The sequence below is a fragment of the Streptomyces sp. NPDC015220 genome (assembly GCF_043079345.1).
Taxonomy (GTDB): Bacteria; Actinomycetota; Actinomycetes; order Streptomycetales; family Streptomycetaceae; genus Streptomyces.
In genome coordinates this window covers 1-22,148 of the sequence record NZ_JBIBUK010000027.1, presented here as the reverse complement: position 1 = coordinate 22,148, position 22,148 = coordinate 1, and the positions used below count along the sequence as shown (strand labels likewise).

Genomic DNA, 22,148 nt, shown 5'->3' with positions numbered 1-22,148 from the left:
GTACGCGCCCGGCGGCGCGCCGGGCGACAGACCCTACGGGTGCGAGAGCTGTCCCGCGCCGCCCCGTCGGCGAGTTCGCTCCTGCGTGCGCTCGGCCGCCCGCTCCTCCCGCCGGCTCCGGCGCCGCTCGCGCCGCAGGGCCCGCGCCGTGCTGTTCGGCGCCGAGACCACGCCGTCGCGCTGGTTCCACACCTGGCGGGTCACCCACACGTCGAGCGCCGCCCAGGTGGCCACCACCGTGCTGGCCACGCCGCTGAGAACCATGGGGAAGGCCAGCCAGGAGCCGGCCATGGTGCACAGGAACGCCACCACGGCCTGTATGAGCGTCACGGCGATGATCAGCACCGCACGCACCGCCGCCTCACGCACGGGATCCGGCAGCCGCCGCCGCCGTGCGGGCTCCTCGATCCACAACGGCCGGTAGTAGGGCTGCTCGGCCCGATCACCGCCGTACGCAGCCGCCGGCCGCCCGCGGGTCCGCCCGGCGACGCCCCCGACCTCCGGAGTGTCGTATTCCGGTGCCGTCGACGTCCGCCGTGCCGCCGTCGCCCCCGTCGTACCGCTGCCGGCGGCCCTCTCGCGCCGCTCCGCCGTGTTCATCAACCTGTCACTCCCCACCGCCACCAGACCGCTCGCCCCGGCGTCCGAAGAACCGGCTCCCCAGTGGGCTGCCCGGCTTGCGCTGCTTTACGCCGCCCGGGTGCGGGACGCGGCTCCAGTGGCCCATTCCGCCCCCATGTCCCATGAAGAAGGACGAACAAGACGGCGTGAAGATTCCCGGGAGACGAAAGATATCGGCCAACCGGCCGGGCCGCCCGGCCCGTTCCGGCGCGTCCGCCACCTCCGTATTCCGGGCAGCCATCTCCCGCCATGCCCGGACAACTCGCCATCTCTCGCCGTCGGAGCGGAACTTCGGCTTCCGTTCGCTTCTTCGAGTTCCCTGTGAGTCGGTAGTAGGCTCGCGCCGTTTGTTGACGCACATGCGCACCCCCGGCCGGCGGGGGTCGAGCTGGGGGAGGCCATGCGCTTTCGCGGGAAGTCCATCCGCCGGAAGATCGTGGCGCTGCTTCTCGTGCCGCTGCTGTCCCTGACCGCGATCTGGGCCTTCGCCACCGTACTCACCGGACGGCAGGCGACCCAGCTGTTCAACGCCTCCTCCGTGGTGGAGAAGATCGCCTATCCCACCGAGGAGGCCGTCCGCGCCCTCCAGCAGGAGCGCCGCCAGACCCTCGTCCACCTGGCCGATCCGCGCGCCGCCGACGGGACGGCCGCCCTTCGGCGCAGCCGGAGCGCCACCGACGAGGCCATCGCCGAACTCCGCCGCAACGCGACGGACCCGGACGTCCGCGACGCGACGGGCGCCGGCACCGACGGGCGGCTGGCCGCCGCACTGGACGCCTTCGACGGCATCGGCCCGCTGCGGCGCAGCGTCGAGGACGGCACCGTCCGCCGTGCCCAGGCGCTCGACCTCTACAACCGCCTGGTCGACCCCTGCTACGTCCTGCTCACCAACCTCCACGTCGTCGACGACGTGAACCTGGACAAGCAGTACCGGGCCCTGGTCAACCTCTCGCGGGCCCGCGAGCTCCTCTCCCGCGAGGACGCGCTGCTCGGCTCCTCCCTGGTCGTCGGCGCGCTCACCCGCGACGAGAGCCGGGACATCGCCGGACTCGTGGCACAGCGGTCCCTGTTGTACGACGTCAGCCTGCCGCTGCTGCCGGCCGCCGAACGCGGCCGCTACCAGCGCTTCTGGGCGAACGCCGTCTCCGCGCCGCTGCGCGTGGCCGAACAGGCCACCGCCTCGACCGTGTCCGGCGTGCCCAGCGGGGTGACCGCCAGGAGCTGGGACACCGCCGCCGGCGCTGCCCTGAGCCGTCTCGGCACCCTCGACGACCGGGCCAACGACCGCTACCAGGACCGCGTCCGGCCCGTCGCGATACGTGTCATCCTCCAGGCCGCCGTCGCGGGCGTCCTCGGCCTGATCGCCGTGCTCCTCTCCCTCTTCCTGTCCGTGCGCATCGGTCGCGGACTCATCCGCGACCTGCGGCAGCTGCGCCTGGAGGCCCACGAGGCGTCCGGCGTCCGCCTGCCCGGCGTGATGCGCCGCCTGTCGGCCGGGGAACAGGTCGACGTGGAGACCGAGGTGCCACGCCTCGAATACGACAGGAACGAGATCGGCGAGGTCGGCCAGGCCCTCAACACCCTGCAACGGGCCGCCGTCGAGGCCGCGGTGAAACAGGCCGAACTGCGGGCCGGCGTCTCCGAGGTCTTCGTCAACCTCGCCCGCCGCAGCCAGGTCCTGCTGCACAAGCAGCTCACCCTCCTCGACACCATGGAACGCCGGACCGAGGACACCGAGGAACTCGCCGACCTCTTCCGCCTCGACCACCTGACCACCCGCATGCGCCGGCACGCCGAGGGCCTGGTGATCCTCTCCGGCGCCGCCCCGTCCCGGCAGTGGCGCAAACCCGTGCAGCTGATGGACGTCGTACGCGCCGCCGTCGCCGAGGTCGAGGACTACGAACGCGTGGAGGTCCGCCGGCTGCCACGCGTCGCCCTCACCGGCCCCGCCGTCGCCGACCTCACCCATCTGATCGCCGAACTCCTGGAGAACGCGACGGTGTTCTCCCCGCCGCACACCGCGGTGCAGGTGGTCGGCGAGCACGTCGCCAACGGTTTCACGCTGGAGATCCACGACCGCGGACTGGGCATGTCCGCCGAGTCGTTGCTGGACGCCAATCTCCGGCTCGCCGAGACGCCCGAGTTCGAACTCTCCGACACCGACCGGCTCGGACTGTTCGTGATCAGCCGGCTCGCCCAGCGGCAGCACGTCCGCGTCTCGCTCCAGCCGTCCCCGTACGGTGGCACCACCGCGGTCGTCTTCCTCCCCGACGCGCTGCTCACGGACGACGTCCCCGACACCAACGGCGTCGGGTTCCGCCTGGACAGGGAGCCGGCCGGCCGGGAGGACAAGCACCGGAGCGCCCTGTCCCCGACGGCCGGACAGCTCCCGGGCCTGCCGGTCTCGGTGCTGGACGGGCCGGTGGAGCTGGAGGCGCCGGTCGGCCTGGGCGCCCTCGAGGCGTTCCCGGGCGCGCTCGACGACGAGGACGGCGAACGCGGCGGACTGTTCCGGACACGTCGCTCCCCGGCCCGGCCGCAGACGGACGAGGCGATGCCCCACCACTTCGCCGAACAGCGGCCGGGCGGCGCGCCGCAGGCCCCGCAGGAGCGCGCCGGCGCGGACGACGACAACGGTCCGGTACCGCTGCCCCGGCGCCGGACGCCCAAGCTGGTCAGCTCCCACGGGCGTCCGGTCACCGGACAGCGGGCCCGGCGGGACAGGAAGGACGGCACGGCCGCGGCCGGCCCCGGCCGGCCGGAACCGGACCCCGCGGCCCCGCCGCCGACGCGCCGCCGAGGCGGGACGCCTCCGGGACCGGCAGCCGACGCGGCGGACCGCGCCACCGGCCCGACCGGCCACCCCGCGGCGGCCCGGGCCGACGGCACGACGACGCGGCAGCCGCCCGCCCTGCCGCAGCGCACCCGCAGGGCCGCGCTCGCCGCCGGCCGTACCGACGGCACGGGCACGGACGACTCGGGCACGGACGACTCGGGCACGGACGGCACAGGTACGGCCGAAGCGCCCGGCTCCCCGGCCCCCGACGGTGCGCTGCCCCGCCGGGTGCGGCAGGCGAGCCTCGCACCGCAGCTCAAGAAGACTCCCGCGCGGCGCGCCGGGGACGGGATGGACCCCGCCGACCGGGACGCCGACGAGGTGCGCAGCCGGATGGCCTCGCTGCAGCGGGGCTGGCGGCGCGGCCGTGAGGAGAACGCCGCGGGCGACGACGCCCGCGACGGCACCACAGCACAAGGAACGACAGAGGGGGACGGTCGATGACCGCACCGAAGGCGACGAGCCGCACCGCGACCGACAAGAGGCAGCTCAACTGGCTCCTCGACGACCTCGTGGACCGGGTCGCGAGCATCCGCAAGGCCGTCGTGCTCTCCGGGGACGGACTGGCGACCGGCGTGTCCAAGGAACTGACCCGGGAGGACAGCGAACACCTGGCAGCCGTCGCCTCCGGCTTCCACAGCCTCGCCAAGGGCGTGGGCCGGCACTTCGAGGCCGGCAGCGTCCGGCAGACCGTGGTCGAACTGGACGACGCCTTCCTGTTCGTGACCGCCGCCGGCGACGGCAGCTGTCTGGCCGTTCTGTCCGACGCCGACTCCGACGTCGGCCAGGTCGCCTACGAGATGACGCTCCTCGTCAAGCGGGTCGGTGTGCATCTGGGCGCCGCTCCGCGCACCGACCTGCCCTCCGGCGGGTAGTGGGATGACATGAGTGGAGACGGTCAGGCAGGAAGCCACTGGTTCGACGACGACGCCGGACCGGTGGTCCGCCCGTACGCCATGACGCGGGGCCGCACCAGCCATGCGGCCCAGCACCGCCTCGACCTGATCGCGGTCGTCGTCACGGAGCCCCACGTGGACGATCCGGAGGTGGACCACTCGCTCTCCCCGGAACACGTGGACATCGTCGAACTGTGCCGAGCCACCCCGCAGTCGGTCGCCGAGCTCGCCGCGGAACTCGATCTGCCCGTCGGCGTCGTGCGGGTCCTCATCGGCGACCTCGTCGACGAGGAGTACGTCCACGTGAGCCGTCCGGTGCCGCCGGCCGAGCTGCCGGACGAGAGTATCCTGCGCGACGTGATCAACGGCCTGCGGGCGCTGTGAGCGGCGCGGAAGCGGAGTAGCGACGTGACCGGCTGGCAGTTCTGGGTCGACCGGGGCGGCACCTTCACGGACGTCGTCGCGCGACGCCCCGACGGCCGCCTGCTCACCCGCAAGCTGCTGTCCGACGACCCCGCCCGGTACGCCGACGCGGCCGTCGCCGGAGTCCGGGAACTGCTCGCCGGGTCCGCCGAACCCGTCGAGTCCGTCCGCATGGGCACCACGGTGGCCACCAACGCGCTGCTGGAACGACGAGGAGAGCGCACCCTCCTCGTCGTCACCCGCGGCTTCCGTGACGCCCTGCGCATCGCCTACCAGAACCGACCGCACATCTTCGCCCGCCGCATCGATCTGCCCGAACTGCTGCACGAACGCGTCGTCGAGGTGGACGAGCGCATCGCCGCCGACGGCACCGTCCTGCGCGCCCCCGACCTGGACTCCCTCGCCGTCTCCCTGCAAGAGGCGTACGACGACGGGATCCGCGCGGTCGCCGTGCTCTGCCTGCACAGTCATCTGCACCCCGCGCACGAACGCGCCGTCGGTGAGCTGGCCGCGCGCATCGGCTTCCCGCAGATCTCGCTGTCCAGCGAGGTCAGCCCGCTGATGAAACTCGTCCCGCGCGGGGACACCGCCGTGGCCGACGCCTACCTCTCGCCCGTGCTGCGCCGCTACGTGCGGCACGTCGCCGACGACCTGCGCGGCGTACGGCTGATGTTCATGCAGTCCAACGGCGGGCTCACCGAAGCCGGACGGTTCCGGGGCAAGGACGCCGTCCTGTCCGGGCCGGCCGGCGGCATCGTCGGCATGGCCCGCATGTCCGCACTCGCCGGGTACGAACGGGTCATCGGCTTCGACATGGGCGGCACCTCCACCGACGTCTCCCACTTCGCGGGCGCGTACGAGCGTGCCTCCACCACACTGATCGCGGGCGTCCGGCTGCGGGCGCCCATGCTGGACATCCACACGGTGGCCGCCGGCGGCGGCTCCGTCCTGCACTTCGACGGCTCCCGGTACCGGGTCGGACCCGACTCGGCCGGAGCCCGTCCGGGACCGGCCTGCTACCGGGGCGGCGGACCGCTCACCGTCACCGACGCCAACGTCATGCTCGGCCGCATCCAGCCGGACCACTTCCCGGCGGTCTTCGGACCCGGCGGCGACCAGCCCCTCGACCGGGAACTCGTCCGCGAGCGCTTCACCGCCCGCGCCCGCCGGATCCGCGAGCGGACCGGCGACGACCGCACGCCCGAGCAGGTCGCCGAGGGCTATCTGCGGATCGCCGTCGCCAACATCGCCGGCGCCGTCAAGCGCATCTCCGTGCAGAAGGGGCACGACGTCACCCGCTACGCCCTCACTACCTTCGGCGGTGCGGGCGGCCAGCACGCGTGCATGGTCGCCGACTCGCTCGGCATCCGCACCGTCCTCGTCCCGCCCATGGCGGGCCTGCTGTCCGCGCTCGGCATCGGCCTCGCCGACACCACGGCCATGCGCGAACAATCCGTCGAAGCACCACTGGAACCGTCCGCCATGCCGGGCGTCACCAGGACCGCCGACGACCTGGAGGCCGCCGCCCGCGCCGAACTGCGCGCCGAGGACGTCCCCGAGGAGCAGGTCCGCGTCAGCCGGCGCGCCCGGCTCCGCTACGACGGCACGGACACCACCCTCACCGTCGAGCTCACCGAGCCCGGCGCCATGAAGCGCGCCTTCGAAGAACTCCACCGCCGCACGTACTCCTTCACGCTCCGGCGCCCCGTCGTGGTCGAAGCCCTCTCCGTGGAAGCCACCGGCATCACCCGGCCCCCCGATCTCTCCGCCCTCGCCCCGTACCGGCCCGCCCGCGCGGGCCGGCCCGCCGCCCCGGTCGCCGTCCGGCTGCACACCGGCGGCGCCTGGCGGGACGTACCGCTGCGCCACCGCGAGGACCTGCCCCCCGGCGGCGCCGTCACCGGCCCGGCGATCATCACCGAGCCCGGCGCGACGACCGTCGTCGACGACGGCTGGCGGGCAACGGCCACCGACGACGGGCACCTGCTGGTGGAACGCACCGCGATCACGCGGAGCTCCGATGTCGGCACGGAGGTCGACCCGGTGCTGCTCGAGGTGTTCAACAACCTCTTCATGTCCATCGCCGAGCAGATGGGCGCCCGGCTGCGGTCCACCGCCCAGTCGGTCAACATCAAGGAACGCCTCGACTTCTCCTGCGCCCTGTTCGACCCGGACGGGAACCTGGTGGCCAACGCCCCGCACATCCCCGTCCACCTGGGCTCGATGGGCACCAGCGTCAAGGAGGTCGTCCGGCGCCGCGGCGCCCGGATGCGGCCGGGCGACACCTACGCGGTAAACGACCCGTACCACGGCGGCACACACCTGCCGGACATCACCGTCATCACCCCGGTCTTCGGCACCGGGGACACCCACGGTGACCGGGTCCTCTTCCACGTCGCCTCGCGCGGCCACCACGCCGAGATCGGCGGCATCGCCCCGGGCTCCATGCCCGCGCACAGCCGCACCATCGACGAGGAGGGCGTGCTCCTCGACAACTGGCTGCTCGCCGAGGACGGCCACCTGCACGAGAAGGAGACCCACCGCCTCCTGACCTCGGGTCCGTACCCGTCGCGCGATCCCGACACCAACCTCGCCGACCTGCGCGCCCAGATCGCCGCCAACCAGAAGGGCGTCGACGAGATCGCCCGCATGATCGGGGAGTTCGGCCTCGACGCCGTCCAGGCCTACATGCGGCACGTGCAGGACAACGCCGAGGAGGCCGTCCGCCGGGTCATCGACGTCCTGGACGACGGCGAGTGCGCCTACGAGACCGACTCGGGCGCCGTGATCCGCGTCCGGGTCCGGGTGGACCGTGCGCGGCGGTCGGCGACGATCGACTTCACCGGGACCGCGCCGCAGTCGGCCACCAACCTCAACGCGCCGCTCTCCGTCGTCGACGCCGCCGTCCTGTACGTCTTCCGCACCCTGGTCGCCGACGACATCCCGCTCAACGACGGTTGCCTGCGCCCCCTGCGGATCGTCGTCCCGGCCGGCTCCATGCTCAGCCCCGCACCACCGGCCGCCGTCGTCGCGGGCAACGTCGAGACCTCCCAGGCACTCACCGGCGCCCTGTACGCGGCGCTCGGCGTCCAGGCGGAGGGTTCCGGGACGATGAACAACATCACCTTCGGCAACGAGCGCCACCAGTACTACGAGACCGTCGCCTCGGGCTCCGGAGCGGGCGACGGCTTCCCCGGCGCGAGCGCCGTGCAGACCCACATGACCAACTCCCGGCTCACCGACCCGGAAGTCCTGGAGTGGCGGCTGCCGGTGCGGCTGGAGGAGTTCGGGCTGCGGCACGGCAGCGGTGGCGCCGGCCGCTGGCCCGGCGGCGACGGCGCGGTCCGCCGCATCCGGTTCCTCGAACCCATGACCGTCTCCATCCTGTCCCAGCACCGCAGGATCCCGCCGTACGGCATGTCCGGCGGCGGGCCCGGGGCGTTGGGCACGGGCCGGGTGGAGCGTGCGGACGGCACGGTCGTCCACCTCGGCGGAAGCGACACCGCGGACGTCGGCCCCGGCGACGTGCTCGTCGTCGAGACCCCCGGCGGCGGTGGCTACGGACCACCGCCGTCCGACCCATCGAGCAGGAGAAGTGATCGATGATCTTCGGGCGTTCCCAGCGCGGCAAGCCCCCGGTCGAGCCCGTCACGCTCAAGATCCTGGTGGCCGGCGGCTTCGGCGTGGGCAAGACGACCCTCGTCGGCGCGGTCAGCGAGATCAGGCCGCTGCGCACCGAGGAGCTGCTCACCGAGGCGGGCCGTCCGGTCGACGACCTCAGCGGGGTGGAGGGCAAGCACACCACCACGGTGGCCATGGACTTCGGCCGCATCACGCTGCGCGAGGACCTGGTGCTGTACCTCTTCGGCACTCCCGGCCAGGAGCGGTTCTGGTTCATGTGGGACGAACTGTCCGAGGGCGCGCTCGGCGCCGTCGTGCTCGCCGACACACGCCGCCTGGAGGACTCCTTCGCCGCGATCGACTACTTCGAGCGGCGCTCCATCCCCTTCCTCGTCGGCGTCAACTGCTTCGAGGGCGCCGCCCGCTACCCGGCGGAGGACGTCCGCCGGGCCCTCGACCTCGACGCCGGCGTCCCGGTGCTGCTGTGCGACGCCCGCGACCGCGAGTCGGTCAAGGAGGTGCTCGTCGGGGTCGTCCGGCACGCGAGGGCGCACACCGCGGACCGCCGCAGGACCGTCACCACCTGACGGGCCACCGGCGGTCGCGGCGGTGCGGCCGCCGTCGCCGCCGAGCCGTCCGCACGCCCCGTGCCGCCGCCGGCCCGGGGCCGGAGCCGTGGCCCCGCGGCACACGCGGGACACGGCCGCGGCGCGCGCCCGCCCCATGCCGTGCCGCACGCGCGCGTGGGGCACCAAGCGGTCGGCGCGCCTGCCGCCGTACCGCGGTCCGCGGGCCGTACGGCCGGAACACGCTCCTCACGAGAGGTCCTGGTCCTCGCCCTCCAGCCAGCCGAGGCTCCGCTCCACTGCCTTGCGCCAGTCGCGGTGCCGGCGGTCGCGGACCGAGGCATCCATCGAGGGGGTCCACTCGGCGTCCTTCCGCCAGTGCGACTTGAGCTCGTCGAGGTCGTTCCACACACCGGTGGCGAGCCCCGCCGCGTAGGCCGCGCCCAGGCAGGTGGTCTCGGAGACCTCGGGGCGGATCACCGGGACGTCCAGCACGTCCGCCTGGTGCTGCATGAGCAGGTCGTTCTTCGTCATGCCGCCGTCGACCTTCAGGGTCGTCAGCCGCACCCCGGAGTCCTGGTACATCGCGTCCACCACCTCGCGCGTCTGCCAGCTGGTCGCCTCCAGCACCGCCCGCGCGAGGTGGGCCTTGGTGACGTAGCGGGTGAGGCCGGTGATCACTCCGCGCGCGTCCGAACGCCAGTACGGTGCGAACAGGCCGGAGAAGGCGGGCACGATGTACGCGCCGCCGTTGTCCTCGACACTCGCCGCCAACGGCTCGATCTCGTCCGCCGTGCGGATGATGCCGAGCTGGTCGCGGAACCACTGCACCAGCGCGCCCGTGACGGCGATGGCTCCCTCCAGGCAGTAGACCGGCGCCTCGCCACCGATCCTGTACCCCACGGTGGTGAGCAGACCGTTCTTCGAGGGCACCGGCCGGCCGCCGGTGTTCAGCAGCAGGAAGCTGCCGGTGCCGTAGGTGTTCTTGGCGTCCCCCACCTCGTAGCAGGCCTGTCCGAACACGGCCGCCTGCTGGTCGCCCAGGGCAGAGGCCACCGGCACGCCCGCCAACTGCCCCACGGCCTTCCCGTACACCTCGGAGGAGGACCTGATCTCCGGCAGGACGGCCTCGGGAACGTTCATGGCGGACAGGAGCGACCGCTCCCACTGGAGGGTCTTGAGGTCCATCAGCATGGTGCGGCCGGCGTTGGTGACGTCGGTGACGTGTCGTCCGCCGTCCGTGCCGCCGGTCAGATTCCAGATCAGCCAGGAGTCGATGGTGCCGAAGGCGATCTCCCCGCGCTCGGCCCGCTCGCGCAGGCCGGGGACGTCGTCCAGCAGCCAGGCCGCCTTCGGCCCGGAGAAGTAGCCGGCGAGCGGCAGGCCGGTCTGCCCGCGGAAACGATCCTGCCCGTCGGAGCCGCCCAGCTCGTCGCAGAGCGCCGCGGTGCGGGTGTCCTGCCAGACGATCGCGTTGTGCACCGGCTTGCCGGTCGCCCGGTCCCACAGGACGGTCGTCTCCCGCTGGTTGGTGATGCCGAGGGCGCTGATCTGATCGGCGCGCAGCCCGGCCTTGGCCGTCGCGCCCGCGACCACTGCCTGCACCTTCGACCAGATCTCGGTGGCGTCGTGCTCCACCCAGCCCGGCCTGGGGAAGATCTGGCGGTGTTCGCGCTGGTCGACGGAGACGATGGAGCCGCTGTGGTCGAAGACGATGCAGCGGCTCGAAGTGGTGCCCTGGTCGATCGCGGCCACGTACTTCTCGGCGTTGTCCGTCATGGCTGCCCCCTGGTGACGAGGGTCGGAGGGCGTTCCAGGCCGACGCCCACGAGCGCCCCCGCGACCGGCGGAAACGGTGTGCGGGCCCGGGCCGCGGGTCCGGTGGGGCGCACGGCCGGATCTCCGGGGGCGGCGACGGAGAGGAGGCCGAGGCCCGGGGCCGGCGGGGCTCCGGGATCCCACTGGTGTCATTTTGTCCTACACCGAGGGCAATCTGCGCGGGATGAGCCGGGGCCCGGACCCGTCGGCCGGGCGCGGCGAGACCGGCCCGCCCGGTGTCCGGGAGACCGCCCGCGCCACCGACGCTCCCGCGCCGACCCGGGAGACGACGGGTCTCACGGCGATCGTCGAGGGCATCGTCCTGCTCGGCCGGTCCGCACCCGGCGACGCCCCGCGGAACCTCGGCCGCCGAGCGGGCCGCACACCATCCGCGGCCGCGTCCGGCGGACCGGCGCCGAGCGTGCCGCCGTCGCGGCCGGACCGCCTCCCTCACCCGGCCTGGCCGACCGGCGCCGTCCGCCCGCGGCGGATCTCGTGGCCCGCCCGGCCCGCCCGCCCGACGACCCAGCCGGCCCCGCGCAGGGCCTTCGCGGCCTGCTTCAGCGGTACCAGACAGGCGGCCGCCCGCCGGTGGTCGGGCACGCTGCCCGCCGCGCAGACGACCGTGGCCAGGGAGAGGGTGACCGGACGGCCACCCGCCGACCAGGGCGCGTCCAGCACCTGGGCGGCCAGCGGATCAAGCGCCTCCGGATCCGCCAGCACCAGGAAGTCGTCACCGCCGATGTGCGCCACCCGGGTGGTCCCGGTCGCCGCGCGCCGCAGCGCCCGCCCCACGGAGCGGATCAACTCGTCACCCGCCGCGAACCCGGCACCGTCGTTGACCCGCTTGAAGTGGTCGATGTCCAGCCAGCTCAGGCTGAACGCGCGTCCTTCGCCGATCCACCGGTCCACCTCGCCCGTGACGGCGTCCGAGCCGGGCAGCCGGGTCAGGGGGTTGAGTCCCGCCGCCTCCTCGACCCGGGACTCGGCCAGCGCCCGTACGAGGTCGTCCGGCCGCACCACGCCCACGCACCGCCCATGCCGGTCGACGACCGCGACATCGTCCGAGGTGCGGTCCCGGCCGCCGGTCGCCACCACGTCCAGCACCTCCCAGGCCGAGGCGTCCAGGGGCACCGTGCGCGGCGGGTCGCCCAGCCTGGCGGCCGGCCGGTCGGCGTACAGGGCATGGCCGAAGCGCCCGGACATCAGCAGCAGGAAACGCGAGCGCTGCAGCGAGCGCAGCGGCGTCCCCCGGGCGTCCACGAGCAGGACGCCCGACACGTCGGGCGACCCGGTCAGCAGCGCCCGCACCCGGCCCGCCGGGACGTCGGCCGGCAGCAGGGCGGCAGGACGCAGGAACTCCCGCACCGACGGTCCCGAGCGCGGCGTCGGCACGGTCTCGGGGGCGCGCGGCGGGACGTACACGTCCGCGGCGGGCAGCCGGGCGGGCGGCGCGAACAGCTCGCCCTGCGCCAGCTGCGCGCCGGCCGACAGCGCCACCGCGCACTGCCGTTCCGTCTCGACGCCCTCCACGGCCAGCAGCGCCCCCAGTTGTTCGCACAGCGTGCGCATCGCCCGCACCGCCGCCGGCCGTGCCAGCAGCGAGGCGTCGAGCTTCATCAGGTCCGGGGCGAGGTCGGTGAGCAGCCGCAACGGCACGTCCCCGTCGCCGACGCCGTCCGCACCGATCCGGAAACCCTGCCCGCGCACCACGGCGACCGCTTCCATCAGCGCCCGCTGGGGCACGTGCGTGTACGGCGGCACCACGTCGATCGTCACCTCCCACGGCAGCCGCCCCACCGCCCGGACGGCGTCGTGCAGCGGACCGAGGCCACCGAGGTCGGCGAGCGTGCCGGCGAACACGTTGAGGTGCAGGGGCAGCAGGGTCTCCGCGCGGGCCGCCGCGCGGAGCGCGGACACCGCCAGCCGGGCGTCGAGCCCGGGATCGCGGCGGGCCTCGGCCAGGACGTCGCCGGTCTCCGGCCGGGCCAGGACCTCCAGGGCCGTGACCCCGCCGGTGGCCAGATTGACCACTGGCTGGAAGGCGAAGCGCAGGGTATCCGTCCAGTAACGCACGGGAGCATGATGGCCCCGCCCGCGTACGCCGGGGCCGAGTTCATGAGGTGTTCACGCAGGATCCCCGGCCGGTCACACCGCGTATGCGAAAGGAATTCCGGTTCCCCCGCGCGGCCGTCGTCGCCGCCCTTCCCCTCGTCTCCCGGAAGTCCCTCCCAGTGGGCGGCGGGCGCCGAGCCGTCCGACCGAAGACGGTCACCTTTCGATCGGATACAGTCCGCGCGTGTCCGAAAATCAGCATCCGACCGCCAACTGCGCAGCCGGTTCCCACTGTTCGAGTTGCGGAGCGCCCTACGGAGAGGGCATCTCCGGCTGGCCCCGCACCTGCCCGGCCTGCGGGACCGCGGCCTACCGCAACCCGCTGCCGGTCGCGGTGGCCCTCCAGCCCGTCTACGACACCGAGGGCACCGCCCTGGTCGTGATCACCCGGGCCATCGCCCCCGCGCGCGGGGGCACCGCGCTGCCGGGCGGCTACCTGGACGACCGTGAGGACTGGCGGCACGCCGTGGTCCGTGAACTCAGGGAGGAGACGGGCATCGACGCGGCGAGCCGCGACGTGCGGCTCATCGACGCCATGAGCGCGCCCGACGGCCACCTGCTGCTCTTCGGCCTGCTCCCGGAACGCCCGGCCGAGGCCCTGCCGCAGCCGGTGGCCACGGCCGAGACCTCGGGCCGGCACCTGCTGCGCGGGCCCGAGGAACTCGCGTTCCCGCTGCACACCCTGGCCGTACGCGCCTGGTTCGAGGGCCGGTATGTCTGAGCTCAGCCCGCGGCCGTTCCACGCACCCGCACCGGGCGGGACGGCACGCCCGTACCGTCCTCCCGCTCGCACTCCACGACCACCCGCCGGCCCTGCCGACGCACCGCATAGCGCTCGAACTCCGGTTCGTCCCAGCCGTCGCCGGAGTCCGGCACCACCAGCCCGCCCCCGGCCCGCCCCGGGGCGGGCGCCCACACCTCCAGCTCCACGGCCCCCTGGTCTCCCAGTACGGGAATCACGGCGCCCGCACGCGCGAACACCGGAATCCGCGCCTGCGGAGCGTCGACGAGCACCTGTCCCGGCCCCTCGTACGCCCGCCCCGTCGCCGTGTCGTACCAGCGGCCCCGCGGCAGCCGCACCACCCGCCGTTCCACCCCGGGCTCCAGCACCGGCGCCACCAGCAGGCCGTCGCCGAGCAGGAACGCGTCCTCGCAGTCGCGCAGGGCACGGTCCTCCGGCGCGCCCCACCACACCGGCCGGACATAGGGCGCCCCCGTACGCCGCGCCAGATGCGCCAGTGTGACGAAGTACGGCAGCAGACGCCGGCGCTCGACGAGCGCCGCCCGCGCGTGCCGCAGCACCTCCGCTCCGAACTCCCACGGCTCCCGGTGCCCCGCCCGCGGGCCCGCGTGCGTCCGGAACAGCGGCAGGTACGAGGCCAACTGGAACCAGCGCAGATACAGCTCCGGCGAGGGAGCGCCGTCCAACCCGCCGACGTCCGGTCCCGAATAGGGCACCCCGGACAGACCCAGCCCCAGCACCAGCGACAGCGACGCCCGCAGCCCCGGCCAGCCCGTGGCCACGTCGCCCGACCATGCCCCGCCGTAGCGCTGCATCCCGGCCCAGCCCGAACGGGAGAGGACGAACGGCCTCTCCCCGGGCTCCAGTTCGCACAACCCCTCGTACCCGGCCCGGGCCATGCACAGCCCGTACACGTTGTGCGCCTCGCGATGGTCGCCGCCCCGGCCCTCCAGACAGTGGCGGGCGGACCGGGGCAGCGTCGTCTCGCCGAAGGCCGCGAAGGAGGTCGGCTCGTTCATGTCGTGCCAGAAGCCGGCGAACCCCTGCGCCAGCCGCTCCTCGTGGAGCCCGCCCCACCACCGCCGCACCCGCGGGTGCGTGAAGTCCGGGAAGACCGCCTCCCCGGGCCGGCCGACGCCCCGCACGAGACCGCCCGGGACGTCCCGCACGAAGGCGTCCCCGGCCGCGCCGGCCCGGTACACGGCGTTGTCCGGCGTGGCGCGCACCGCGGGATCGACGATCGACACCAGCCGGATCCCGTCCCGGCGCAGCTCCTCGGCCAGCACCGGCAGCTTGGGGAAGCGGTCCTGGTCGACGGTGAACACCTGGTGGGCGTCGAAGTGGTCGCTGTCCAGGTGGACGGCGTCCAGGGGCAGACCGTTCTCGTGATGGCCCGCGACGATCCGCCGCATCTCCTGCTCGCCGCCGAAACCCGACCGGGCGTGGTGGTGGCCGAGGGCCCAGGCCGGCGGCAGCGCCGCCGCCCCGGTGAGCGAGGCCCAGGCGTGCGCCACGCGCGCGGGAGTGCCGACGACCACCCAGCAGCGCAGCGGCCCTCCGTCCATCCTGAGCTCACTCGTCCCCGCCCGGTCATGATCCGAGCCGGCGCCCTCCACGCCCTCCCGCAGCGTGACGGCGCCGTCCCAGGAGTTGTCGTGGAACACCAGGTGCGTGCCCGCGTCCGCGACGACCAACTGGACGGGCATGGTGATGTACAGCGGGTCGTCATCGGGCCCGAACGCGCGACCGGGATCGGTGTTCCACAGGCGGTAGGTGCCGTCGCGCAGCCGTGGCCCCGACGCCCGCCCGCCCAGGCCGAAGAACCGGGCGTCGGCGGCCACCTCCGAGCGCTGCGTCCAGCGCGCGGGACCGCCGCCGGCCGTCGGCTCCCACCACCGCGGCGGCAGGTCTCGGCGCAGCGGTACGCCACCCGGCGTGCACACCTCCACCGCGCCGTGCCGCGAGACGGTGACCGTGACCCGCTCGGCCACCACCCGCCAGCCGCCCTCCTTGTCCGGCTCCAGCACCGCACGGGGGTCCGGCTCCGGACAGGGGCCGGCGAGCGCGTACGACGGCTCGGGACCCGCACCGTCCCAGCCCCAGAAGACGGCGCCGTTCACGGCCACCAGAACGCGCAGCTCCGAGCGGCTGAACCGCACGACACCGCCCCCCGGCCCGGGCCGCGCGTCGCGCACCACGCCGGGCACCCGCGCGCGTTCGGCCCCCCGGGCCGGCAGGCCCTTCGCATCGGCGCGCCGCCTGCGCCAGGCGGCCCGTACGGTACGCAGCCCCTGGGCCGCCCCCGAAGAACCGACCGCCTTCACCGAACACACCAGGTCACGAGCTTCCATGCCGCTCACCCTGCCATCGACGGGACGGCGCGGGTGTGTCGTTCAACTGCCGTTCACCCAGGCCCGGGCCACATCTTCACGCCACGGACTATGTGGGGCGAGCCCTGGTGCGGGAGTCGATCACGTGGCATCGTCCCTGTCAGCCGCGTCACGCGCACACCCCAGCACGTGCGCGGACCGACGCACACGACGCGCACAGTCCGGGAGCCGCCATGTCGACCGTGAACCCCCTGCCGCTCTGGCAGCCCGATCCGCAGCGGATCGCCCAGGCACAGATCACGAAGTTCCAGGCCTGGGCGGCCGAGCACCACGGAGCGCCGGCCCAGGGCGGATACCCGGCCCTGCACCGCTGGTCCGTCGAACAGCTGGAAGCCTTCTGGCAAGCGGTCACCGAGTGGTTCGACGTACGCTTCTCGACCCCGTACACCCGGGTGCTGGGCGACCGTTCGATGCCGGGGGCCCAGTGGTTCCCGGGCGCGACCCTGAACTACGCCGAACACGCGCTGCGCGCGGCCGGGGCCCGCGCGGACGAGCCCGCCCTCCTGCACATCGACGAGACGCACGAACCGCACCCCGTGACCTGGTCCGAGCTGCGCCGCCAGGTGGGCTCCCTGGCGGCCGAACTCCGTGCCCTCGGTGTGCGCCCGGGGGACCGCGTCAGCGGCTACCTGCCGAACATCCCCCAGGCCGTCGTCGCCCTGCTGGCCACGGCCGCCGTGGGCGCCGTCTGGACGTCCTGCGCCCCCGACTTCGGCGCCCGCAGCGTCCTGGACCGCTTCCAGCAGGTGGAACCGGTCGTCCTCTTCACCGTCGACGGATACCGCTACGGCGGCAAGGAGCACGACCGCCGCGACGTCGTCGCCCGGCTGCGCGAGGAACTGCCCACCCTGCGCGCCGTCGTGCACATCCCCCTGCTCGGCACCGCGGCCCCCGAGGGCGCGCTGGAGTGGGTGACCCTGACCTCCGCCGACGTGGAGCCCGTCTTCGAACAGGTGCCGTTCGACCACCCCCTGTGGGTGCTCTACTCCTCGGGCACCACCGGTCTGCCCAAGGCGATCGTGCAGTCCCAGGGCGGCATCCTGGTCGAGCACCTCAAGCAGATCGGCCTGCACTGCGACCTCGGTCCGGCGGACCGGTTCTTCTGGTACACGTCGACCGGCTGGATGATGTGGAACTTCCTCGTCTCCGGACTGCTGACCGGTACGACGGTCGTGCTGTACGACGGCAGCCCCGGCCACCCCGACACCGGCGCCCAGTGGCGGGTCGCCGAACGCACCGGAGCCACCCTGTTCGGCACCTCCGCGGCGTACGTCATGGCCTGCCGCAAGGCCGAGGTGCACCCGGCCCGCGACTTCGACCTGTCCACGGTCCGGTGCGTCGCCACCACCGGTTCGCCACTGCCGCCCGACGGCTTCCGCTGGCTGCGCGACGAGGTCCGCGACGACCTGTGGATCGCCTCCGTCAGCGGCGGCACCGACGTGTGCTCCTGCTTCGCGGGAGCCGTACCGACCCTCCCGGTCCACATCGGCGAACTGCAGGCGCCCTGCCTCGGCACGGACCTGCGGTCCTGGGACCCGGACGGCGCACCGCTCGTCGACGAGGTCGGCGAACTCGTGGTCACCAACCCCATGCCGTCGATGCCGATCCAGTTCTGGAACGACCCGGACGGCAGCCGCTACCACGACAGCTACTTCGCCATGTACCCCGGCGTGTGGCGGCACGGGGACTGGATCACACTCACCTCCCGCGGCTCGGTGGTCATCCACGGCCGCTCCGACTCCACGCTCAACCGCCAGGGCGTGCGGATGGGGTCCGCCGACATCTACGAAGCCGTCGAAAAACTTCCCGAGATCAAGGAAAGCCTCGTCATCGGCGTCGAACAGCCCGACGGCGGCTACTGGATGCCCCTCTTCGTCCACCTGACCCCCGGCGCCGCCCTCGACGACGCGCTCCTGGACCGGATCAAGCGGACCATCCGGGAACAGCTCTCGCCGCGCCACGTCCCGGACGAGGTCGTCGAGGTACCGGGCATCCCGCACACCCTCACCGGCAAGCGCATCGAGGTCCCGGTCAAACGCCTTCTCCAGGGCACCCCCCTGGAGAAGGCCGTCAACCCCGGCTCCGTCGACGACCTCGACCTCCTGCGGTTCTACGAGGACCTGGCCCGCAAGCGCGCCTGAGCAGGCCGCTCGGCCACCGCGGCCGGCCCCGGACCCCCGCCGAGCACGGCGGCGACGTCCGGGGCCGGCCGTGCCGTCGACGGAGATCCGCACGCCCGGCTGCGAGGACAGCCGGAACCGCCCGCCCGACGCCGCTCACCCGGGCCCCCGCCGCCCCCGGCTCCCGCGCGCCGCGCCCGGACCCGGTCCGCACCGTCGCGGCACCGGCCCCCTCACCGTCACCGCGACCACGGCCCCGCCGGTGTCCGGCGCCGGCGACGCGCCCACCTGTCTCGACCAGCACCGCACCGTCCGCGAACGCCGCGCCCGCCCCGTTGTCAGTGCCCCCGGTTACTGTGAGTGAGCATTGATCGACCCCTGCGCGCAGGGGGCAACACCATGGGGGAAGACATGGCGCACACCGACGACCACACGATGCGACGCGTCCTGCGCCGGGAGATCGCCGGCACCATCGGCCTGCTCACCGACGAACAGGACTTCCGCGCCATGCGGCGCTACCGCAGCTTCACCTTCGACGACCACACCACCTACCTCCAGCAGGTCGAAGCACTCCTCAGGACCAGGGCCGCGCTGGGCGGACACACCACGGTGGCCCTCTTCGACCCCGAGGAATACGCCGAGTACTGCGCGGACACCGGCCTCGAACCCGACGCCCCGGCCAGCCGCGCCCGCTTCACCGCCGAGATCGGGACCACCGGAGCGACCCTCCCCTACGACGGCCGGCCCCTGGCCGAACTCGTCCCGGCCCTCGTCGACGAGGCCGTCCGCCAGGCCACCTGGGAGTACGCCTCCACACTTCTCACCCGTCTGGGTCCCTGCGCCACCTGCGGGGAGGACATGGGCCGCGCCGCCTTCGCCAGGGCCGCGGGCCTTCTCGCCCGCATCCTCGACACGGCCCCACCGGGCAGCCGGCACCTGGTGTGCAGCGCCTCGACCACGCCGGAATCCCTGGTCGCCGTCCTCCACGCGGACGACGAGGAGGGCGGTGTCACCCGGCTGGAAGAGGCCGAGGCCCTCGAATTCACCACGGTCCTGGCCCTCGGCATCGCCACCCGCAGCCCCGGCGGCCTCGTCATGCGCACCACCGCGACGGGCGTCCCCGACCGGGTGTACGGATGGCGGCTGCGCGCCGACGGCCTGGAGCCCCTCACCGCGGGCGAGGTCTTCGACGCCTACTGCACCGACGCGGAATCGGGCGACCTCATCGCACCGGAATCCGGCGTCGACTACTGCGTCCCGCCCGACCTCGGCGAGGAAGGGCCGGAGCCGCGGCACCGGCACTGAACGCGCGAAGGGGCGCCTCACCTGCGGGTGAAGCGCCCCTCGCAGGCCGGCCGGGGAAGGGCCGGCGGCCGGATCACTCCCCGGACAGCACTGCCTGAGCGGCCTGCCGGGCCTCCTCGGCGCTGTCCGCCGCGCGCGCCGCCGCCGCCGCACGCTCGCACTGCGCCAGCGTGTACTTGGCCAGCGTCGCCCGGACATAGGGCAGCGAAGCCGCACCCATCGAAAGGGAGGTGACACCGAGACCGGTCAGCACACACGCGAGCAGCGGGTCCGAGGCGGCCTCACCGCAGACACCACAGCTCTTGCCCTCGGCCCCGGCCGCCTCTGCCGCCATCGCGACCAGGTCCAGCAGCGCTGGCTGCCACGGGTCCTGGAGCCGGGACACCGCGCCCACCTGCCGGTCGGCGGCGAAGGTGTACTGCGCGAGGTCGTTGGTACCCAGCGACAGGAACTCGACCTCCCGCAGCACCGAGCGCGCCCGCAGCGCGGCGGACGGGATCTCGACCATCGCGCCGAACTTCGCGTGCAGCCCCGCCGCGCGGCAGGCGTCCGCGAAGGCCTTGGCGTCCGCCCGGTCCGCCACCATGGGAGCCATGACCTCGAGGTGGACCGGCAGTCCCTCGGCCGCCTTGGCGAGCGCCGTCAGCTGCGTGCGGAGCACCTCCGGGTGGTCGAGCAGCGTCCGCAGACCGCGTACGCCGAGGGCGGGGTTCGGCTCGTCGGCCGGCGTCAGGAAGTCGAGCGGCTTGTCCGCGCCCGCGTCCAGCACCCGCACGACGACACGGCCCTCGGGGAAGGCCTCCAGCACCTGCCGGTAGGCCTCGACCTGCTTCTCCTCGGACGGCGCGTTCTCGTTGTCGTCCAGGAAGAGGAACTCGGTCCGGAAGAGGCCCACGCCCTCCGCCCCGGCCTCGACCGCCGCCGCCACGTCCGCGGGACCGCCGATGTTGGCGAGCAGCGGCATCCGGTGCCCGTCGGAGGTGGCGCCCGGGCCCGTCGACTCGGCCAGCGCGGCCTTCCGCTCGGCGGCCGCGGCCTCGAGCTCGGCCTTCTTCTCGTCCCCGGGGTTGACGAAGATCTCACCGGTGCTGCCGTCCACGGCGATCACCGTGCCCTCGGCCAGCTCGCCGGCGCCGGGCAGCGCGACGACGGCCGGCACCCCGAGCGCCCGCGCCAGGATCGCGCTGTGGCTCGTCGGCCCGCCCTCCTCGGTGACGAAGCCCAGGACGAGCGTCGGGTCCAGCAGCGCCGTGTCGGCGGGCGCCAGGTCACGGGCGACCAGGACGTACGGCCGGTCGCTGTCCGGCACACCCGGCATGGGTACCCCGAGCAGGCGCGCGACGATGCGGTTCCGCACGTCGTCGAGGTCGGCCACCCGGCCGGCGAGGTACTCGCCCGCACCGGCCAGCAGATCCCGGTAGGCGGCGAAGGCGTCGTAGACGGCGCGCTCGGCGGTGCTGCCGACGGCGATGCGCCGGTCCACGTCCGCGATCAGCTCGGGGTCCTGCGCCATCAGGGCCTGCGCCTCGAGCACCGCCTGGGCCTCGCCCCCCGCCAGATTGCCGCGCGCCGTCAGGTCGGCCGCCACAGCCTCCACGGCCTGCCGGGCCCGCCCCTGCTCGCGCTCCGCCTCCTGTGCCGGTATCTGCTTGGCGGGCGGTTCCAGCACCGCCGTGCCCATGTGGCGAACCTCGCCGATCGCCACCCCGTGGCTCACGCCGACGCCTCGCAGCGTTGTGTCCATCTCACCCGTCTCCGTTAGTGCGGCGGCTGCGCCGCCGCGGTGGTCGTTCTGGTCGCCGTGCCGCGCACGGCGGTGTGTCACTCCCAGGCGAACAGGCTGTCGCCGGCCTTCACATCGCCGCTGTCACGGAGATCGGAGAGGGATTCGGCGGTGGCCTCGAGGGCCACGACCGGGCAGACGGGGGACTTGCCGGCGGTCTCGACGGCGGCGGGGTTCCAGCGCACCACGGCCTGGCCGCGCGTCACCCTGTCGCCCTTGGCGACGAGCAGCTCGAAGCCCTCGCCGTTGAGCTGCACGGTGTCGATGCCGAGGTGGGTGAGCACCCCGTGCCCCTGGTCGTCGACCACGACGAACGCGTGGGGGTGCAGCGAGACGATGACACCGTCCACGGGCGCGACCGCTTCGGAGGGCTCACGTACGGGGTCGATCGCGGTGCCCGGGCCGACCATGGCGCCGGAGAAGACCGGATCCGGCACGGCGGCGAGTCCGATGGCGCGTCCGGCGAGCGGGGACGTCACGGTGGTCATGGGAAGCCTCCCAGGGGTGGAGATTCGATGGGCCGCCAGTGCTTGTCCCGGACGGCGCACTGTGCAGCAGGGTATGTCACGGTAAGTACCGGTTCCGGGCGAGAGCTTACGACAGCTCCGATTGGTGGTCTAGACCACCAAACCAATGGATTTGCACCCGCTCGGGCGACCCATGTAGAGTCTTACTCCTGCCGGGGACGAGCGACGTGAACAGCGTGCCCGCCCGGTAGCACCCAACTTGTCAGAGACAGATCCTATCTCGGGATCGCCTTCCGCATGTCTGCGGGACGGTGGTCAGGGGGACCGGAAAAGCCTGATAGAGTTTGGATCACCGAAGGGAAGCGCCCGGAGGAAAGCCCGAGAGGGTGAGTACGAAGGAAGCGTCCGTTCCTTGAGAACTCAACAGCGTGCCAAAAGTCAACGC

The 22,148-nt window shown here is 73.6% G+C and carries 13 protein-coding genes and 1 pseudogene; 8 read left to right on the top strand and 6 right to left on the bottom strand.

The features are described from left to right. Nucleotides 1-33: 33 nt before the first annotated feature. Nucleotides 34-600: a hypothetical protein gene (locus tag ACF061_RS33925; protein ID WP_392270853.1), complete on the bottom strand. Its 567-nt coding sequence runs from the start codon at nucleotides 598-600 to the stop codon at nucleotides 34-36. A gap of 421 nt (nucleotides 601-1,021) precedes the next feature. On the opposite strand from ACF061_RS33925, the gene ACF061_RS33920 reads away from it, so the two are divergent. The 5 genes and pseudogenes from ACF061_RS33920 (at nucleotide 1,022) to ACF061_RS33900 (ending at nucleotide 8,984) form a co-directional block, all read left to right on the top strand. Beyond that, nucleotides 1,022-3,901, top strand: a complete 2,880-nt coding sequence (locus ACF061_RS33920; protein WP_392270852.1) for a nitrate- and nitrite sensing domain-containing protein — start codon at nucleotides 1,022-1,024, stop codon at nucleotides 3,899-3,901. Continuing rightward, complete coding sequence (locus ACF061_RS33915) at nucleotides 3,898-4,332, top strand: roadblock/LC7 domain-containing protein (protein WP_392270851.1); 435 nt, start codon at nucleotides 3,898-3,900, stop codon at nucleotides 4,330-4,332. The genes ACF061_RS33920 and ACF061_RS33915 overlap by 4 nt, the downstream gene beginning before the upstream one ends. A 9-nt stretch (nucleotides 4,333-4,341) precedes the next feature. Next, nucleotides 4,342-4,737 (top strand): DUF742 domain-containing protein, encoded by a 396-nt coding sequence (locus ACF061_RS33910; protein WP_392270850.1) that lies wholly within the window; start codon nucleotides 4,342-4,344, stop codon nucleotides 4,735-4,737. A gap of 24 nt (nucleotides 4,738-4,761) precedes the next feature. Beyond that, a pseudogene (locus ACF061_RS33905) lies at nucleotides 4,762-8,395 on the top strand (hydantoinase B/oxoprolinase family protein); the annotation flags it as partial. After that, a complete protein-coding gene (locus tag ACF061_RS33900) occupies nucleotides 8,379-8,984 on the top strand; it encodes an ATP/GTP-binding protein (protein WP_392270919.1) in 606 nt (201 codons plus the stop codon). The pseudogene ACF061_RS33905 and the gene ACF061_RS33900, both read left to right, overlap by 17 nt. A 228-nt stretch (nucleotides 8,985-9,212) precedes the next feature. Here the strand turns inward: ACF061_RS33900 and glpK are convergent, their stop codons facing one another. Continuing rightward, nucleotides 9,213-10,742, bottom strand: a complete 1,530-nt coding sequence (gene glpK, locus ACF061_RS33895; RefSeq protein WP_392270849.1) for a glycerol kinase GlpK — start codon at nucleotides 10,740-10,742, stop codon at nucleotides 9,213-9,215. A 489-nt stretch (nucleotides 10,743-11,231) separates the two neighbouring features. Continuing rightward, nucleotides 11,232-12,857 carry an EAL domain-containing protein gene (locus ACF061_RS33890; RefSeq protein WP_392270848.1) on the bottom strand — a complete coding sequence of 542 codons (1,626 nt, stop codon included), beginning with the start codon at nucleotides 12,855-12,857 and terminating at the stop codon, nucleotides 11,232-11,234. Between the two features lie 223 nt (nucleotides 12,858-13,080). Between ACF061_RS33890 and ACF061_RS33885 the strand changes: the two genes are divergently transcribed. Further along, nucleotides 13,081-13,617, top strand: coding sequence for an NUDIX domain-containing protein (locus ACF061_RS33885; protein WP_392270847.1), 537 nt, complete (start codon nucleotides 13,081-13,083; stop codon nucleotides 13,615-13,617). Between the two features lie 2 nt (nucleotides 13,618-13,619). Here ACF061_RS33885 and ACF061_RS33880 read toward each other — a convergent pair whose 3' ends face one another. After that, nucleotides 13,620-15,989 (bottom strand): glycoside hydrolase family 31 protein, encoded by a 2,370-nt coding sequence (locus tag ACF061_RS33880; RefSeq protein WP_392270846.1) that lies wholly within the window; start codon nucleotides 15,987-15,989, stop codon nucleotides 13,620-13,622. A gap of 212 nt (nucleotides 15,990-16,201) precedes the next feature. On the opposite strand from ACF061_RS33880, the gene ACF061_RS33875 reads away from it, so the two are divergent. Both ACF061_RS33875 and ACF061_RS33870 read left to right on the top strand, forming a co-directional pair. Further along, the gene (locus ACF061_RS33875; protein WP_392270845.1) at nucleotides 16,202-18,169 is read left to right on the top strand and encodes an acetoacetate--CoA ligase; all 1,968 of its coding nucleotides are present in this window, start codon (nucleotides 16,202-16,204) and stop codon (nucleotides 18,167-18,169) included. Between the two features lie 390 nt (nucleotides 18,170-18,559). Next, nucleotides 18,560-19,453: a hypothetical protein gene (locus ACF061_RS33870; RefSeq protein ID WP_392270844.1), complete on the top strand. Its 894-nt coding sequence runs from the start codon at nucleotides 18,560-18,562 to the stop codon at nucleotides 19,451-19,453. Between the two features lie 73 nt (nucleotides 19,454-19,526). Here ACF061_RS33870 and ptsP read toward each other — a convergent pair whose 3' ends face one another. After that, nucleotides 19,527-21,197, bottom strand: a complete 1,671-nt coding sequence (ptsP, locus tag ACF061_RS33865; protein WP_392270843.1) for a phosphoenolpyruvate--protein phosphotransferase — start codon at nucleotides 21,195-21,197, stop codon at nucleotides 19,527-19,529. 77 nt (nucleotides 21,198-21,274) lie between these two features. Further along, complete coding sequence (locus ACF061_RS33860; protein ID WP_392270842.1) at nucleotides 21,275-21,724, bottom strand: PTS glucose transporter subunit IIA; 450 nt, start codon at nucleotides 21,722-21,724, stop codon at nucleotides 21,275-21,277. Nucleotides 21,725-22,148 lie beyond the last annotated feature (424 nt).

Coding starts and splice junctions, on each gene's coding strand:
- ptsP (WP_392270843.1), bottom strand. CDS start 21,197: ATGGACACAACGCTGCGAGGCGTCGGCGTGAGCCACGGGGTGGCGATC.
- ACF061_RS33860 (WP_392270842.1), bottom strand. CDS start 21,724: ATGACCACCGTGACGTCCCCGCTCGCCGGACGCGCCATCGGACTCGCC.
- ACF061_RS33880 (WP_392270846.1), bottom strand. CDS start 15,989: ATGGAAGCTCGTGACCTGGTGTGTTCGGTGAAGGCGGTCGGTTCTTCG.
- ACF061_RS33915 (WP_392270851.1), top strand. CDS start 3,898: ATGACCGCACCGAAGGCGACGAGCCGCACCGCGACCGACAAGAGGCAG.
- ACF061_RS33920 (WP_392270852.1), top strand. CDS start 1,022: ATGCGCTTTCGCGGGAAGTCCATCCGCCGGAAGATCGTGGCGCTGCTT.
- ACF061_RS33870 (WP_392270844.1), top strand. CDS start 18,560: ATGGCGCACACCGACGACCACACGATGCGACGCGTCCTGCGCCGGGAG.
- ACF061_RS33900 (WP_392270919.1), top strand. CDS start 8,379: ATGATCTTCGGGCGTTCCCAGCGCGGCAAGCCCCCGGTCGAGCCCGTC.
- ACF061_RS33925 (WP_392270853.1), bottom strand. CDS start 600: ATGAACACGGCGGAGCGGCGCGAGAGGGCCGCCGGCAGCGGTACGACG.
- ACF061_RS33875 (WP_392270845.1), top strand. CDS start 16,202: ATGTCGACCGTGAACCCCCTGCCGCTCTGGCAGCCCGATCCGCAGCGG.
- glpK (WP_392270849.1), bottom strand. CDS start 10,742: ATGACGGACAACGCCGAGAAGTACGTGGCCGCGATCGACCAGGGCACC.
- ACF061_RS33910 (WP_392270850.1), top strand. CDS start 4,342: ATGAGTGGAGACGGTCAGGCAGGAAGCCACTGGTTCGACGACGACGCC.